Annotated in this window: 15 protein-coding genes; 7 read left to right on the forward strand and 8 right to left on the reverse strand. The window is 67.7% G+C overall.

Annotated elements, in window-relative coordinates; translation table 11 throughout:
* Positions 1 to 103: 103 nt before the first annotated feature.
* The 3 genes from WS51_RS06130 to WS51_RS06140 all read left to right on the forward strand — a co-directional run bounded on the left by WS51_RS06130 (position 104) and on the right by WS51_RS06140 (position 2,965).
* Positions 104 to 1,168, forward strand: a complete 1,065-nt coding sequence (locus WS51_RS06130) for a 2,3-butanediol dehydrogenase (protein ID WP_069228791.1) — start codon at positions 104 to 106, stop codon at positions 1,166 to 1,168.
* A gap of 201 nt (positions 1,169 to 1,369) precedes the next feature.
* Positions 1,370 to 2,026 (forward strand): VC0807 family protein, encoded by a 657-nt coding sequence (locus WS51_RS06135; protein ID WP_069228792.1) that lies wholly within the window; start codon positions 1,370 to 1,372, stop codon positions 2,024 to 2,026.
* A gap of 72 nt (positions 2,027 to 2,098) precedes the next feature.
* Entirely contained in the window at positions 2,099 to 2,965 is an 867-nt protein-coding gene (locus tag WS51_RS06140) for a CPBP family intramembrane glutamic endopeptidase (protein ID WP_069228793.1), read from the forward strand.
* An 85-nt stretch (positions 2,966 to 3,050) separates the two neighbouring features.
* Here the strand turns inward: WS51_RS06140 and WS51_RS06145 are convergent, their stop codons facing one another.
* The 4 genes from WS51_RS06145 to WS51_RS06160 form a co-directional block, all read right to left on the reverse strand.
* On the reverse strand, positions 3,051 to 3,725 hold the full coding sequence (locus tag WS51_RS06145) for a MarC family protein (protein WP_059451194.1): 675 nt from the start codon (positions 3,723 to 3,725) through the stop codon (positions 3,051 to 3,053).
* A gap of 120 nt (positions 3,726 to 3,845) precedes the next feature.
* Complete coding sequence (locus WS51_RS06150; protein ID WP_069228794.1) at positions 3,846 to 4,646, reverse strand: enoyl-CoA hydratase-related protein; 801 nt, start codon at positions 4,644 to 4,646, stop codon at positions 3,846 to 3,848.
* Positions 4,647 to 4,696: 50 nt separating this feature from the next.
* Positions 4,697 to 6,019: a phenylacetate--CoA ligase PaaK gene (gene paaK, locus WS51_RS06155; RefSeq protein ID WP_069228795.1), complete on the reverse strand. Its 1,323-nt coding sequence runs from the start codon at positions 6,017 to 6,019 to the stop codon at positions 4,697 to 4,699.
* 59 nt (positions 6,020 to 6,078) lie between these two features.
* A complete protein-coding gene (locus WS51_RS06160) occupies positions 6,079 to 7,632 on the reverse strand; it encodes a 3-hydroxyacyl-CoA dehydrogenase (protein ID WP_069228796.1) in 1,554 nt (517 codons plus the stop codon).
* Positions 7,633 to 7,796: 164 nt separating this feature from the next.
* Here WS51_RS06160 and WS51_RS31945 point away from each other — a divergent pair, with 164 nt between their 5' ends.
* Together WS51_RS31945 and WS51_RS06165 are read left to right on the forward strand one after the other, a co-directional pair.
* The gene (locus WS51_RS31945) at positions 7,797 to 7,946 is read left to right on the forward strand and encodes a hypothetical protein (RefSeq protein ID WP_155623728.1); all 150 of its coding nucleotides are present in this window, start codon (positions 7,797 to 7,799) and stop codon (positions 7,944 to 7,946) included.
* Between the two features lie 227 nt (positions 7,947 to 8,173).
* Positions 8,174 to 9,262 (forward strand): calcium:cation antiporter, encoded by a 1,089-nt coding sequence (locus tag WS51_RS06165; RefSeq protein WP_059507561.1) that lies wholly within the window; start codon positions 8,174 to 8,176, stop codon positions 9,260 to 9,262.
* 107 nt (positions 9,263 to 9,369) lie between these two features.
* On the opposite strand, the gene WS51_RS06170 is transcribed toward WS51_RS06165, so the two are convergent.
* Positions 9,370 to 10,503 carry a transporter substrate-binding and LysM peptidoglycan-binding domain-containing protein gene (locus WS51_RS06170; protein ID WP_069228797.1) on the reverse strand — a complete coding sequence of 378 codons (1,134 nt, stop codon included), beginning with the start codon at positions 10,501 to 10,503 and terminating at the stop codon, positions 9,370 to 9,372.
* A 20-nt stretch (positions 10,504 to 10,523) separates the two neighbouring features.
* The gene (locus tag WS51_RS06175; protein ID WP_059507563.1) at positions 10,524 to 11,294 is read right to left on the reverse strand and encodes a hypothetical protein; all 771 of its coding nucleotides are present in this window, start codon (positions 11,292 to 11,294) and stop codon (positions 10,524 to 10,526) included.
* A gap of 12 nt (positions 11,295 to 11,306) precedes the next feature.
* Between WS51_RS06175 and WS51_RS31950 the strand changes: the two genes are divergently transcribed.
* Positions 11,307 to 11,582: a hypothetical protein gene (locus WS51_RS31950; protein ID WP_059451187.1), complete on the forward strand. Its 276-nt coding sequence runs from the start codon at positions 11,307 to 11,309 to the stop codon at positions 11,580 to 11,582.
* A 402-nt stretch (positions 11,583 to 11,984) separates the two neighbouring features.
* Here the strand turns inward: WS51_RS31950 and WS51_RS06180 are convergent, their stop codons facing one another.
* Positions 11,985 to 12,893 (reverse strand): LysR family transcriptional regulator, encoded by a 909-nt coding sequence (locus tag WS51_RS06180; RefSeq protein ID WP_059507564.1) that lies wholly within the window; start codon positions 12,891 to 12,893, stop codon positions 11,985 to 11,987.
* Between the two features lie 209 nt (positions 12,894 to 13,102).
* On the opposite strand from WS51_RS06180, the gene WS51_RS31955 reads away from it, so the two are divergent.
* Positions 13,103 to 13,279: a hypothetical protein gene (locus WS51_RS31955; RefSeq protein ID WP_155753289.1), complete on the forward strand. Its 177-nt coding sequence runs from the start codon at positions 13,103 to 13,105 to the stop codon at positions 13,277 to 13,279.
* 15 nt (positions 13,280 to 13,294) lie between these two features.
* Here WS51_RS31955 and WS51_RS06185 read toward each other — a convergent pair whose 3' ends face one another.
* Positions 13,295 to 14,263, reverse strand: coding sequence for a LysR family transcriptional regulator (locus WS51_RS06185; RefSeq protein WP_059451180.1), 969 nt, complete (start codon positions 14,261 to 14,263; stop codon positions 13,295 to 13,297).
* Between the last annotated feature and the right edge of the window lie 216 nt (positions 14,264 to 14,479).

Raw genomic sequence — 14,479 nt, forward strand, 5'->3', positions numbered from 1 at the left:
GCTCGCGCAATCGCGCGACGGACGCCTCGGCCCCCGCCGCGTCCGACGACAACCTGACGGAGACAGCAACGTGAGTACACCGGTACCGAACACCGCCCCCAGCATGAAGGCCGCCGTCTGGCATGGCCGCAACGACATCCGCGTCGAGGAAGTACCCGTTCCGGCACACCCGCCGGCAGGGTGGGTCCAGATCCGCGTGCACTGGTGCGGCATCTGCGGCTCCGACCTGCACGAGTACGTCGCCGGCCCCGTGTTCATCCCGGTCGACGCACCGCATCCGCTGACGGGCCTGAAGGGCCAGTGCATCCTCGGCCATGAGTTCAGCGGCGAAATCGCGGCGCTCGGCGCCGGCGTGACGGGCTTCGCGCTTGGCGAGCGCGTGACGGCCGACGCGTGCCAGCATTGCGGAACCTGCTGGTATTGCCGGCACGGGCTGTACAACATCTGCGAGAACCTCGCGTTTACCGGGCTGATGAACAACGGCGCGTTCGCCGAATTCGTCAACGTGCCGGCCGAGCTGCTGTACAAGCTGCCCGACGACTTCCCGACCGAGGCCGGCGCGTTGATCGAGCCGCTCGCGGTCGGGCTGCACGCGGTGAAGAAGGCCGGCAACATCGTCGGGCAGACGGTCGTCGTGGTCGGCGCGGGCACGATCGGCCTGTGCACGATCATGTGCGCGAAGGCCGCGGGCGCCGGACGCGTGATCGCGCTGGAAATGTCGGCCGCGCGCAAGCAGAAGGCGCTGGAAGTGGGCGCGACGGTCGTGATCGATCCGAAGGCGTCCGACGCGATCGCGGAAGTCAGGGCGCTGACGGGCGGCTACGGCGCGGACGTGTCGTTCGAGTGCATCGGGCACACGGCCACCGCGCAGCTTGCGATCGACGTGATCCGCAAGGCCGGCAAGTCGGTGATGGTCGGCATCTTCGAGGAGCCGACGCCGTTCAACTTCTTCGACATCGTGTCGACCGAGAAGGAAGTGATCGGCTCGCTCGCGTACAACGGCGAATTCGCGGACGTGATCCGCTTCATCGCGGACGGCCGCATCGACGTGCGTCCGCTGATCACCGGGCGCATCAGCCTCGGCGACATCGTCACGCACGGCTTCGAGGAACTGGTCAACCACAAGGACCGCAACGTGAAGATCATCGTCCAGCCGGCGACCGCCTGACGGACCGACGACCGGCCGATGCCCGCCGCGTGCCGGACGGCCGCGGCGCCGAACCGCGCCGCGCAGCCCGGTCGCGGCCGCTACGTGTTCCCGCCCGTTTTCGGTGCGCGCACAACGGCACCGGGTGCGGCGCGCGGGGTCGGACTTCGATATACTCGAAGCGACATCACCGCCCCGCGCGCCGCCCGCGCGCCCGCTTCCGTGAAACCACGAGCCGGCCTGATCCTCGAACTCGTCGTCAACCTGCTGCTGCCCTGGGTCGCATATCGGGTCGCGCATCCGTATTTCGGCGAAACCGGCGCGCTGTATGCGTCGGCGATTCCGCCCATCGTCTGGTCCATCGTCGAATTCATCCGCTCCCGCCGCATCGATGCGGTGGCCGCCATCGTGCTGCTCGGCATCGCGCTGTCGATCGCCGGCATGGCGCTCGGCGGCAGCGCGCGCACGCTGCTGATGCGCGAATCGCTCGCGTCCGGCACGATCGGCGTCGTGTTCCTGCTGTCGTTGTTCCGCGACCGTCCGCTGATCTACTATCTTGCGCGCGCGACGGTGGCCCGCGAAATGGCCGGCGGCGCCGCGCGTTTCGAGACGGTCTGGGCCGAGCAGCCGGGGCTGCGCCAGATGCTGCGGCTGATGACCTTCGTCTGGGGTGCGAGCATGACGCTCGAGATGCTGCTGCGCCTGTGGATGGTCGTCACGTGGCCCGTCGAGCGCGTGCTGGTCGTGTCGCCGATCATGGGCTACACGGTGTTCGGCACGCTGCTGCTGTGGACCTTCTGGTACCGGCGGCGCATGCGCGAGCGCAACAGCGTCGACATTCCGACCCGCGACGGCGTCACCGAAATCGCCGGCCACTGACCGCCCGCACCGCGGCATGTCACGGCCGCTGGGGTATGATGCGCGGCGTTTCGTCCGACCCTGCATCGCCCCATGTCTCTCTCGCTTGTTCCCTGTGCCACGATCTGGCTCGCGCTGTTCGCCGCCGCCGCATTCGCGTGGCAGCGCCCGCTGCATGGCCTGAGCATCGCCGTTGCCGCGCTCGGCTACGCCGCTGCGCTGGCGTTCGGCAAGCTCGAGCCGATCGTGCTCGCGCCGCTCGCGCTGCTCGTGGCCGCTGCCTGGGGCGTCGCGCCGGGCCGTCCGTTCGCGGTGCGGATCGCCGCGCACGCCGTGTTCGCCGCGCTCGCGATCGCGCTGAGCCTGCACCTGATCCCCGGCTTCCACAATCCGCGTGTGATCGAGCCGACGCGTTTCACGCCCGATGCCGTGCCGTTCACGATGTACCTGAATTTCGACAAGCCGCTCGTCGGCCTGTGGCTGCTGTGGGTGCTGCCGTGGGTCGCGCCGGACGTCCCGCCGATGCGCGCGCTGCGCACCGGCGCGGTGGCGGCCGTCGCGACGGCGGCGGCCTGCCTGGCCGGCGCGCTCGCGTTCGGGATGGTCGGCTGGGCGCCGAAATGGCCGGCATCGGGCTGGATGTGGCTCGTCAACAACGTGCTGCTCGTCACGCTCGCCGAGGAAGCGCTGTTCCGCGGTTACGTGCAGGGTGGGCTCACGCGCGTGCTCGGCCGCTTCGGCTGGGGGCCATGGGCCGCGCTTGCAATCGGCGCAGTGCTGTTCGGCGCCGCGCACGCGGCCGCCGGCTGGCCCTGGATCGTGCTCGGCACGGTGGCCGGCATCGGCTATGGCCTCGCGTGGCGGCGCGGCGGGTTGCTCGCGTCCGCGCTCGCGCATGCGGGGCTGAACGCGATCCACTTCGGGCTGTTCACGTACCCGATGCTCGCCGTGGCGCGCTGATCGTCGCTCACGGCGCCGGCATCGGGCCGGCCTCGCTTGCCCGAACGCGGTCGATGCCCGTCAGCGCATGCGGCGCGGGAGCCGCTTATTTAATCTGGTCGGCGAGCGGTTGCAGGAATTCGGAGAAGCCGGTCAGCATGATCTGCACGCCGATGCACAGCAGCAGGAACGCCGACACGCGCTTCGCGACCTTGGTGCCTTCGGTGCCGAGATAGCGGGAAAGCAGCGCGGCGCGGCTGTAGGTCAGCCAGATCACGACCGCGACGAGCGCGGAAACCGCGATCGACACGATGCTCGACAGCATGAACTCCGACAGCTTGTGCGTGCGGTTCGCGTTCAGCGCGATCGCGGTGGCGATCGAGCCGGGGCCGACCGTCAGCGGCACGGTCAGCGGAAAGAACGCGCGCGTCATGATCGCGTTCGCATTGATCGGCTGGATCGGCGTATCGCCGCCGCCCGCCGGCCCGTCGGGTTCGTTCAGCATCTGCCAGCCCGCGACGGCGACCGCGAAGCCGCCGCCGATCCGCAGCGCTTCCATCGAAATCCCGAAGAAATGCAGCACAGGCGTGCCGGCGAAGAACGCGACCAGCAACACGACGAACGCGTTGAACGCCACCTTCTTCGCGAGCAGGTTCCGCTCGTGTTCGGTCAGCGCTTCGGTGCGCTCGAGAAACAGGAACGCGATGCCGATCGGGTTGATGATGCCGATCAGGCCGGTGAAGCCGAACAGGATCTCGGAGATAAGGCGGTTGACGATCATCGGAAGCGAAGAAGCGGTCAGGGCTCGGCCGGCGGCGCGCCGGGGGTCACGCATTGTAGAGCAAGCGTGCGCGCCCGCGACGCAAATCGCGCCCCGGGCCCGGCGAGCCGCGCGACACGCTTATTCGGCGGCCGGTTCCCAAGCCGGCGGCCGCTTCGCGAAGAACGCGGCGAAGCCCTCCTTCGCTTCCGGCGTCGCCCGCACGCGGGAAATCGTCTGCGCGGTGAATGCCGCGCGTTCGTTCGACGGCGGATATTCGCCGATCGCATCGAAAAAGCGCTTGATCTCCATCAGCGCGTTCGGGCCATTGCGGCTCAGCTCGGCGAGCGTCTTGTCGAGCGCCGCGTCGAGTGCGTCGGCCGGCACGGCCTGATGGATCAGCCCGATCGCGACGGCTTCGCCGGCCGCGATCTGCGTCGCGGTCAGCGCGAGCCGGCGCGCCTGGCGCTGGCCGACCGCCTCGACCAGATACGGGCCGATCACCGCCGGCAGGATCCCGAAACGGGCCTCGCTGACCGAGAAGCGCGCGTGATCGCTGGCGATCACGATGTCGCAGGCCGCGCACAGGCCGACGCCGCCGCCGAACGCGTGGCCCTGAACGCGCGCGACCGTCGGCTTCGGGCACTGCCGGATCGCGCGCATCATCGCGGCGAACCGCTCGGCGTCGCGCAGGTTCGCGGCCGCGTCGTTCGCGCTCGCGCGCTGCATCCACTGCAGGTCGGCGCCCGCGCAGAACGCGCGGCCGTCCGAGCGCAGCACGATCGCGCGCACGTCGTCGCGGCCGCCAAGCGTCGTGAATGCGTCGGTCAGCTCGGCGATCATCGTCTCGTCGAACGCGTTGAGCACGTCGCCGCGCTGCAGCGCGACGGTCGCGATGCCGCGCGCATCGACGGCGACGGCCAGGGTCTTCAATCCATCCATCGAACAGGTTTCCTCGGGGTAGCTCGGGGTAGAACGGGGAACGGTCAAACTCAGGCGGCCTGCCGGCGGTCGATCACGCGCCGGGCCTTGCCGGTCGCGCTCGCGGGAATGCCGCCCGCGGCGAGCACCGTCACGCCCGCCGACACGCCGATCATCGTCTTGATCCGGTGTTGCAGCTCGCGCGCGATCGCCGTGCGATCGCCGTTGGCAACGCTCGCGGCGGCTTCGGAGCGCAACTCGACCGCGAGGTCGAGCCGGTCCATGTGGCCGTCGCGCGAAAGCGTGATCTGGAACTGCCCCGACAGCTTCGACTGCGCGACGACGATTTCCTCGATCTGGCTCGGGAACACGTTCACGCCGCGCACGATCAGCATGTCGTCCGAGCGGCCCGTGATCTTCGCCAGGCGCCGCATCGCGCGCGCGGTCGGCGGCAGCAGCGCGGTGAGGTCGCGCGTGCGATAGCGGATCACCGGCATCGCTTCCTTCGTCAGCGACGTGAACACGAGCTCGCCCTCGCTGCCGTCCGGCAGCACTTCGCCGGTCACGGGATCGATGATCTCCGGATAAAAGTGGTCTTCCCAGATCACCGGTCCGTCCTTCGTCTCCACGCATTCGCATGCGACGCCCGGGCCCATCACTTCCGACAGCCCGTAGATGTCGAGCGCGTCGATGCCCGCGCGCGTTTCCACTTCCTCGCGCAACGCCTGCGTCCAAGGCTCCGCGCCGAAGATGCCGATCTTCAGCGACGACTCGGCCGGGTCCATGCCCTGCCGCACCATCTCGTCGATCAGGTTCAGCATGTACGACGGCGTGACGAGGATGATCTTCGGCTCGAAATCGCGAATCAGTTGCACCTGCTTCTCGGTCTGCCCGCCCGACATCGGCACGACCATGCAGCCGAGCCGCTCCGCGCCGTAGTGAATCCCGAGGCCGCCCGTGAAGAGCCCGTAGCCGAACGCGTTGTGCAGCGTGTCGCCCGGGCGGCCGCCGGCCGCGCGGATCGAGCGCGCGGTCACGTTCGCCCAGGTATCGATGTCGCGCGCGGTGTAGCCGACCACGGTCGGCTTGCCGGTCGTGCCGCTCGACGCGTGCACGCGCACGACCTGCTCGCGCGGCACCGCGAACAGCCCGAACGGATAGTTGTCGCGCAGGTCGTTCTTGGTCGAGAACGGGAATTTCGCGAGATCGGCGAGCGTCTTCAGGTCGTCGGGATGCACGCCCGCCGCGTCGAACGTGCGGCGATAGTGCGCAACGTTGTCGTACGCGTGGCGCAGCGACCACTTCAGGCGCTCGAGCTGCAGCGCCTGAAGTTCGTCGTGGCTGGCGGTCTCGATCGGCTCGAGGGCGGCGGCGGGATGCGTCGGGTGAGTCATCGGGGTGCTCCTCCAATGGAGTGATGTCGTTATCGTGATCAGTGTTAGCGTGCCGGCGGCTAACGGAACGTGCGGCCGGCCTCGTGCAGCGCGGCGATGCGCGGCGACACGCGATAGCGGTCCTCGCCGTAGCTGGCCGCGAGATTCGACAGCACGCGATGCACGCGGCCGATGCCGATCGCATCGGCCCACGCGAGCGGGCCGCACGGGTAGTTCACGCCCTTCTCCATCGCGAGATCGAGATCGGCGGGCGAGCACACGCCCTGGTTCACCGTGTCAGCCGCCTCGTTCGCGAGCATCGCGACGGTGCGCATCGCGATCATGCCCGGCACGTCGGCAAGGCCGACGACGCGGAAACCCGCCTGCTGGAACAGCCCGACCGCGTCCGCATAGGCGGCATCGCTGCACTGAAGCGCGCGCGTCAGCGCGACGAGCCCCGCTTGCGCGTAATCGCGCGCGAGGTCGACGAGCACGAGCTCGGCCACGCCCGTTTGCGCCGCGCGCGCGGTCGCGGTGCGGCCGTCGGTCAGCGCGATCGACGCGCGCCCGGCCACGGCCAGCAGTTCGTCGGCATGCGCGCCGTTCTGCCGCGCGCCCGCGACGCGTTCGGCGACACGTGCATGCAGCGCGGCGGCCGGGCCGTCCTGCGCGAACAGCGTGACGTCGGCCGGCGCGTCGCGCGGCGCTTCCAGCTCGGGCACGGGCGGCGCCGCGCCGTCGGCATAGGAATAGAAGCCGCGCCCCGCCTTGCGTCCGAGGAAGCCTGCGTTCACGAGTTCCTGCTGGATCAGCGACGGCGTGTAGCGCGGGTCGTTGAAGTACGCGCGAAACACCGACTCGGTCACCGCGAAGTTCACGTCGTGGCCGATCAGGTCCATCAGCTCGAACGGCCCCATCCGGAAGCCGCCGGCTTCGCGCATCACCGCATCGATCGAGGCCGGCGTGCCGCCCTGCTCGTTGAGCACGCGCAGCGCCTCCGCGTAATACGGCCGCGCGACGCGGTTCACGATGAAGCCGGGCGTCGATTTCGCCATCACCGGCCGCTTGCCCCACGCGACAGCCGTGTCGTACAGCGCCTGCGCGACTTCCGGCGCGGTCGCGAGCCCGCTGACCACCTCGACGAGCGCCATCAGCGGCGCCGGGTTGAAGAAGTGCAGGCCGGCCACGCGCTGCGGCGCGCGCAGCCCGGCCGCGATGGACGTGATCGAGATCGACGACGTGTTGGTCGCCAGCATGCAGCGATCGTCGACATGGCGCTCGAGCGTCGCGAAAATCTCGCGCTTTACGTCGAGCCGCTCGGCCGCCGCCTCGACGATCAACGCCGCGCCGGCGAGCTCGGCCAGCTCGCGCACCGCGCGAATGCGGCTGCCGGCTGCGTCGGCCTGCGCCGGCTCGAGACGGCCCTTCTCCGCGAGCCGCGCGAACTGCGCGCGGATGCCGGCAAGCGCCTTGTCGCACGCGGCTTCGTTCAGGTCGTACAGCAGCACCGCATGGCCGGCCGCCGCTGCGACCTGCGCGATACCGGCGCCCATCGCGCCGGCGCCGATCACGCCGACGACCGCCGACGGCGCCAGGGCGCCCGAATTCACCGAGTGTGCAGAAGAAACAGCCATCGCTTGCGATCCGTCATGAAATGGAAGTGCGAGCGATTATAAACCGACCGGTCGGTAGATTTATGTCAGGGCGAGCCCGAATTTGTCGTGCAAGAAACCGTTACGAAATCCGTAAAAACAAAAAATTTCAGGGCTTGGGGCACTTTTTGTAAACCGAAAGGTCAATGAAAGCGTTCGAATATGAGATAGTGCCCCCCGAACGCCTGATAAAATTCGACAATTCGCCGGATTTCGAGGGGAAAGCGCGTGTCACGCCGTTGCCGTCCGCCGTCCTTGGCCTTTCGGGGTCGGTTCATCCCTGCCGGCGCGCCTGACGTCACTTGCCGGCGCCCCGCCTTCGGCATTCGGTCACATCGAACCGTTTCATCCAGCGACGGGCCGCGCCCGCGCCCCTCGCCGCCTCACGGTGGCGAACCCCGGGCAGCACGGTTCCGTGCTGCCGTGCATCAGCTTCATCGTCCTCGTTCGGCGGATCATCCGGCCGGGCTTCGTCAACCCGTGACGGCGCGTCGCGCGCCGCCACTCGCATAGGAAACCGTCCATGCCGCTCTCGTCCAACCAGCTCCCGCGCTGGACCCTCTGGGCCCCGCTTGCCGCATGGCTGGTACTCGCGCTGTCGCGCGTCGTGCCGGCCGAAGGCCTCGTCATCGCCGTGTTCGCCGCCGCGCTCGCCGGCGCCGTGTTCGCCGCGGTCCACCATGCCGAAGTCGTCGCGCACCGCGTCGGCGAGCCGTTCGGCACGCTCGTGCTCGCGGTGGCCGTGACCGTCATCGAGGTCGCGCTGATCGTGTCGGTGATGCTCGGCGCAGGCCCGGAGAAATCCGGCCTCGCGCGCGACACCGTGTTCGCCGCCGTGATGATCATCTGCAACGGCATCGTCGGCCTCTGCCTGCTGGTGGGCGCGTGGAAGCACGGCGAGCAGGATTTCCAGGGGCGCGGCGCGAGCAAGGCACTCGCGGTGCTCGCGTCGCTGTCGGTGCTGTCGCTCGTGATGCCGAACTACCTGAACGCGGCGCCCGGCCCGTTCTTTTCGAAATCGCAGCTTGCGTTCGCCGGCGTATCGTCGCTCGTGCTGTACGGCGCATTCGTATTCGTGCAGACCGTGCGCCATCGCGACTACTTCCTCACCGAGCACGACAGCGCGAACGAGTCGGTGCACGCGGCGCCGCCGAGCGGCCGCACCGCGCTGATCAGCCTCGTGCTGCTGTTCGCGAGCCTCGTCGCGGTCGTGCTGCTCGCGAAACTGCTGTCGCCGGCCGTCGAGCATGCGGTGATGCAGCTCGGCGCACCCGAAGCCGCGGTCGGCATCGTGATCGCCGCGCTCGTGCTGCTGCCCGAAGGGCTCGCGGCCGTCACGGCGGCGCGCGCGAATCGGCTGCAGACCAGCATGAACCTCGCGCTCGGTTCTGCGCTCGCGAGCATCGGGCTCACGATCCCGACCGTCGCGGCTGTGTTCATCTGGGTCGGCCAGCCGCTTACGCTCGGCATCGGCGCGATGGAAACCGTGCTGCTGTCGCTGACGCTGCTGGTCAGCACGCTGACGCTCAGCCAGGGACGCACGACGGTGCTGCACGGTGTCGTGCATCTGTCGCTGTTCGCGGCCTACCTGTTCCTGTCGATCACCCACTGATGTAAAACGGCGCGCGGTACGGCGAAAACGATCCGCCGTGCCGCGCGCCGTGCTTCACCTTCCCCGCTTCACCCTCTTCGCTTCACCTGCTTCCCTTCACGACGCGCCTACCGCACCGGAATCACGAGATGCTGGCCAGCCAGGATCAGGTTCGGATTCGCGAGGTTGTTGCGGCGCTGGATCTCGAGATAGCGCTGGCCGCTGCCGAGCTTGCTCGCCGCGATCATGTTCAGCGTGTCGCCCGCCTTCACCACGTACGTCTTCTCGCCCGACGCGGCCGCGGTCGTCATCGTCTGGTCGCTGACGAAGTATTTGCGCAGCAGGTCCAGATACTGCGGCGACTGCTTGAGCTTCGCGATCGCGGCGTTCAGGTAGATCAGCAGGTCCTGGTCGTCGGCACGCACGCCGATCTTGTATGCGATGTTCGAGCCGTCGAGCTTGGTTACCGCAAACTTCAGGTCGGTGCCCTTGATCGAGCTGACCGCGAACGGGTAGTCGTAGACGAACGCGTCGACCACATGGCCGTCGAGGCTCTTCGCGATGAACGCCGGGTCGGAATCGTCGATCTCGACGAACCGCACGTTCGGATACTGGCGCGTGACGAACGCGCGCACGTCCGGGTCGCCTTTCAGGATGCCGATCGTCTTGCCGGCCAGATCGTCGGCCGAGCGGATCGCGGAGCCTTGCCGCACGATCAGCGAATAGCCGAAATCGTCGACGTAAGGCACCGAGTAGACGACGCCTGCCGGCGTGTTGTCCGGGAACGTCAGCCCGTCCATCGCGACGTCGACCACATGGTTGCCCTTCGCATCGGTATCGAGCAGTTGCTTCGGCACGCCCGGATACGTATCGACTTCGTGGCGCGTATCGACGACGACCGGCTTGCCGCCGTGCGAGAACGACGGATCCGAGAACAGCAGCCGCGCGAATTCGACGTTGAAGCCGTGCGGCGCGCCCTTGTCCTCGCCGAAGAACGGTTCGCTCGGGTTCTGCACCGAGATGCGCACGACGCCGTTTTCAGCGATCGACTTCAGCGTGCTCGCTTGCGGCGTGAAGCCGGCCGGCAGCACATTGCCGGACGTCGTCGGCTGCGGGGGCTGGCCCGTGTCGCCTGCCTGCGCGGACGTCGCGCCGGGCGCCGCATCGTGCGCGGGAATCAATGTCGACAAGCCGCCCTGATGGACGATCCATACGCCGACGAGCACCACCAGAAACACGACTGCACCGAGAAGTTTTTTCATGGTTGCGTGCCTGCGGGAAGTTATTGTTGTTTCGACGGCAATGCAGCGGCCTGTGCCGCATCGGGGCCGGGCACGGGCGTGCCGTTGATCACCGCCTGCTGTTGCGCCTGCTTGACCTCGGGGTTGTCCAGCAGCGACGTCTCCATTTCGGAGAATGCCTTGTTCACCGAGCGCATCACCGAATCGACGGCCACGTCGGTCTTGATCTGCTCGAACGTATCGGCCGTCTGCCGGCCGGCGAGCTTGTTCATGTGCTGCGCCGCCTGCGACATGTCCCACATCGCCTTCGCGCGATCGATCGCGGCCGCGAAATTCTTCAGTTCCGCCTGCACCTGCTTGTAGCGGCTTTCGCGAAACGCGAGCAGCTGCTTCATCGTGTCGAGCTGCGCGCGAAAGCGTGGCGCGTCATCCGGATACTGCTTCTCGAACAGTTCGGTCTTGTCGCCGAAGTTCTTCACTTCGGTGCGAAACGCGGTGATGCTGTCCGCGAATTTCTGCGCGGCCTGGCGCTTTTCCGCGAGCTGGTTGATGAGCGTCTCGACCGGATTCGCCTGCGCTTCCTCGACGATCATCTTCACCTTCTGGTTCGCGAACTTCATCGCGACGACCGGCGCGAAATAGATCGCCCCGAGGCCGATCACGGCCGCCGTGATCAGCGCGATCATCCCCTTCAGGATGAACAGCGCGGCCGGTGCCGCGATCGCCACACCGGCGATGATGATCGCCCATTTGATCAGTTTTGCCTTGCCATTCCCCGAACTGCCGTTTGCTTCATTCGAAAGCTGCGACATGAGTTTTTCTCCTTGAACCTCGAACTGAACTGCGTGCGTAAGCTGCGTCATGCTCAATCGAAATGCTTCGGACTCCGGTGCCGCCGCGCGCGGGCGGTCGACGGTGCGATGTGCGATCGCGTGGCGGCGTCACGAGACGCCGGTGTAAGCGTCGTGCGCGATGCGGTATTCGGGTGCGGCAGGCTGGCGCGCGACGCGGCGGCGCCGATCGGCACTCATCGTCGCGGCTGGCGCGTGAACGGGAAAGTGTACCGATGCACGGTACGAAACGGGATGACGGATACGTGACGCGACGGGCGTCGGGAAGATCGCGATTCCGGCGGGCCGGTGGCTGCGGCGCCGGGATTCCGGTACGAGTGCGTGAAGGCTCATCGTTGTTCTTCTGTGCGTCGCCGATGCGGGAACGCGCGGCCAGCGCGCCCCGCTCCAAATGCACGCACGTATCGTGCGCCGACCGGCATGCAGCGTCAAGCGGCCGGCGCGATGCGTTGCCCTTTCGCGATCGAAAGCGTGCGCGGTGCGTCAGCTTTCCGAACAGTAAGGATGTTGCCGACGCCGCGCTTCGTCGTGCCCGGTCAGGATTGCTTGTCGTCGAAACCCGGTATGCGGGCGGCCGAGCGCATGATGCATCGAGCCGCCGATCCGTACTTTCACGGCGCGTCCGGACCGATGATTTACCGACTTCCTCGCCTAAACGACGCCGCTGTCCGCCCCTTCCGTCAGAAACTGCCCGACCATCGCGTTGAATACCGGCAGCGCCGGATTGTCGTTGTCCGCGCGCCACGCGAGATACAGCTCCGCCGCGACGTCCACACCCGCGAGCGGCCGGAACTCAACGCCGTCGACATGCAGCTCGCGCGCCGAAGCCGGTACCAGCGCGGCACCGAGCCCGGCGCGCACCAGGCCGAGGATCGTGTGCGTCTGCCCGACGTAATGCAGGTAGTTCGGCAAGCGGCCCGCGCTGGCGAACATCCCCGAGATCATGTCGTGGAAATACTTGCCCTCGTTCGGCGAATATGCGATGAACGGCTGCCGGTCGAGCTCGTCCGGGCCGATCCGCTCGTACGCTGCCAGCGGCGTGCCCTGCGCGACCGCGACGAGCATCGGCTCTCGCTGCACGAGCCGGTATTCGAGCGGATGACGCGCCGCGCGCTGGCGCACGAAGCCCGCATCGAGCATGCGCGACGCCAGCGCGTCGATCTGCACGGTCGACACCATTTCACGCAGTTCGACGTCGACGTCCGGCAGCGCGTGTGCCGCATGTGCGAGCAGTTCCGGAATCATCCGGTACGCGCTGACGGCCGTGAAGCCGAGCGTGATGCGGCCGGCCCTGCCGTGCGCGACGCGCTGCGCGGCCTGCTCGGCGCGCGCGGAAAACTCGAGGATGTGCCGCGCATCGCGCAAGAAGCGCTCGCCGGCCGCGGTCAGCCTGACCTGCCGGCTGCTGCGTTCCAGCAGCGCGATGCCGAGCGCATGCTCGAGCAACTGAATTTGGCGGCTGAGCGGCGGCTGAGTCATGAAGAGCCGCTTGGCCGCACGGCCGAAATGCAGTTCCTCGGCCACGGCGACGAAGCAGCGAAGCTGGTTCAGTTCAATCATTCAAGTCTTGAATCAATCGATCGCCGCTTGATGTTAGACCGATATCGCTGCGATTCCCATACCCGGTTGCATCATGCGTCGGCCGAGCGCGCTTGAAATCAGCCGTGCCGCAGGCGCGATCGCGCAGCGCGTGTAGACGTGACGGATGCCGACTCGGCTACTTCTGACTGCGCAAACATCGTGACAGCGGCGATCGCTACGAGCCAGACTTGCTCGTGCTCGCGGCATCGGCCGATCACGGCAACGTGCGCGTGACGGCCAACGTGCTTGCGGCGCGCTTTCATCGAGGATTCCTGATCGATAGCGCGCACGCGAAGCTCGTCGACAAAGCCGTGCACGTGCTCGCAGGCCGCTTCGAACGGATTCGAATCACACGGCGCGCATGACGCCCGCCGGCGACGTCACGCGTGCTGGCGGCTGCCCGGCATCGGTTCGACCGCCAACCGGTCGAGTTCGCGCAGGTCGTTCTCCAGCGCGGGCGTGAGCGTCGTGCGCAGATGGTCGAGGAAGGTGCGGATCTTCGCGTCGAGATAGCGGCGCGTCGCATAGACGGCATACACGCTGACGGTCTGCAGCCGGTACTCGGGCAGCACGCGAATCAGGCGCCCTGCGCGGAGGTCGTCGAGCACGGTGTACAGCGCGACGCACGCAATGCCGCGCCCTGCCCGCACCGCGACGCACAGTGCATCCGGCACGTTGACCTGGAACGGCGCCGGCTGCAGCTCGTACACCGTCTCCTCGCCGTCGCCTCGCTCGAGCCGCCACTCGCTGGCAGGCGATGCGGGCGTGTCGAGGCGCAGGCACACGTGGTTCGGCAGGTCGTCGGGCGTCGTCGGCGTGCCGTGCCGCGCCAGATACTCACGCGACGCGACCAGCACGCTGCAACTCGTTCCGCAGGTCTGCGCGACGTAGCCGGAATCGGGCAGCTGCGACGCGGTCACGATCGACACGTCGTAGCCTTCCTCGACGAGGTTCGGCATCCGCTGCGCGAGTGTCAGCTCGACCGACACGTCCGGGTTGTCTTCCTGGTAACGCACGATCGACGATACGACATGACTCTGCCCGAGCCCCGTCATCGCATGGATACGCATCTTGCCGCTCGGCCGCAGCAGCGCGTTGCGCGCCTCGGCGTTCGCATAGTCGAATTCCGCGAGGATCGATTTCGCACGCTCGAAGTAGCGCTCGCCGCTTTCGGTGAGGCCGAGATGGCGCGTCGTGCGATGCAGCAGCCGCGTCTGTACGTGAGCTTCGAGATTCGACACCGCGCGCGACACCTGCGCGGTGGTCGCATCGATTTCTTTGGCGACCGCGGTGAAACTGCCGGCTTCGACAACGCGCACGAACAGGCGCATGTTTTCGAGCATGTCCATTGAATTGGCTTGGGGAGTGTCGGTGGGGAAACGTCCGCGGCGCCCGCGTCAGACGAAAGTCGGCGCGTGCGCGCGGACCACGCGCGAGCGATCGCCATGCCGGGGAACGGGCGTGAGAGCGGGCATCGCGTGCGTGGTTGTGGCATATCGGGGGATCGAGTGGCCCGAATTGTACGCCGCTGCGGACAAATTTGCGCGATCGTGACGCCGCCAACC

Origin of the sequence: Burkholderia territorii (genome assembly GCF_001718335.1) — a bacterium.
GTDB lineage: Bacteria > Pseudomonadota > Gammaproteobacteria > Burkholderiales > Burkholderiaceae > Burkholderia > Burkholderia territorii.

Excerpts from the sequence above, each read along its gene's own strand:
- WS51_RS06140 (WP_069228793.1), top strand. The coding sequence starts at position 2,099 with ATGTCTCTCTCGCTTGTTCCCTGTGCCACGATCTGGCTCGCGCTGTTC.
- WS51_RS06130 (WP_069228791.1), top strand. The coding sequence starts at position 104 with ATGAAGGCCGCCGTCTGGCATGGCCGCAACGACATCCGCGTCGAGGAA.
- WS51_RS06160 (WP_069228796.1), bottom strand. The coding sequence starts at position 7,632 with ATGGCTGTTTCTTCTGCACACTCGGTGAATTCGGGCGCCCTGGCGCCG.
- WS51_RS31945 (WP_155623728.1), top strand. The coding sequence starts at position 7,797 with ATGAAAGCGTTCGAATATGAGATAGTGCCCCCCGAACGCCTGATAAAA.
- WS51_RS06165 (WP_059507561.1), top strand. The coding sequence starts at position 8,174 with ATGCCGCTCTCGTCCAACCAGCTCCCGCGCTGGACCCTCTGGGCCCCG.
- WS51_RS06180 (WP_059507564.1), bottom strand. The coding sequence starts at position 12,893 with ATGATTGAACTGAACCAGCTTCGCTGCTTCGTCGCCGTGGCCGAGGAA.
- WS51_RS06150 (WP_069228794.1), bottom strand. The coding sequence starts at position 4,646 with ATGGATGGATTGAAGACCCTGGCCGTCGCCGTCGATGCGCGCGGCATC.
- WS51_RS06170 (WP_069228797.1), bottom strand. The coding sequence starts at position 10,503 with ATGAAAAAACTTCTCGGTGCAGTCGTGTTTCTGGTGGTGCTCGTCGGC.
- paaK (WP_069228795.1), bottom strand. The coding sequence starts at position 6,019 with ATGACTCACCCGACGCATCCCGCCGCCGCCCTCGAGCCGATCGAGACC.
- WS51_RS06145 (WP_059451194.1), bottom strand. The coding sequence starts at position 3,725 with ATGATCGTCAACCGCCTTATCTCCGAGATCCTGTTCGGCTTCACCGGC.
- WS51_RS06175 (WP_059507563.1), bottom strand. The coding sequence starts at position 11,294 with ATGTCGCAGCTTTCGAATGAAGCAAACGGCAGTTCGGGGAATGGCAAG.
- WS51_RS06185 (WP_059451180.1), bottom strand. The coding sequence starts at position 14,263 with ATGGACATGCTCGAAAACATGCGCCTGTTCGTGCGCGTTGTCGAAGCC.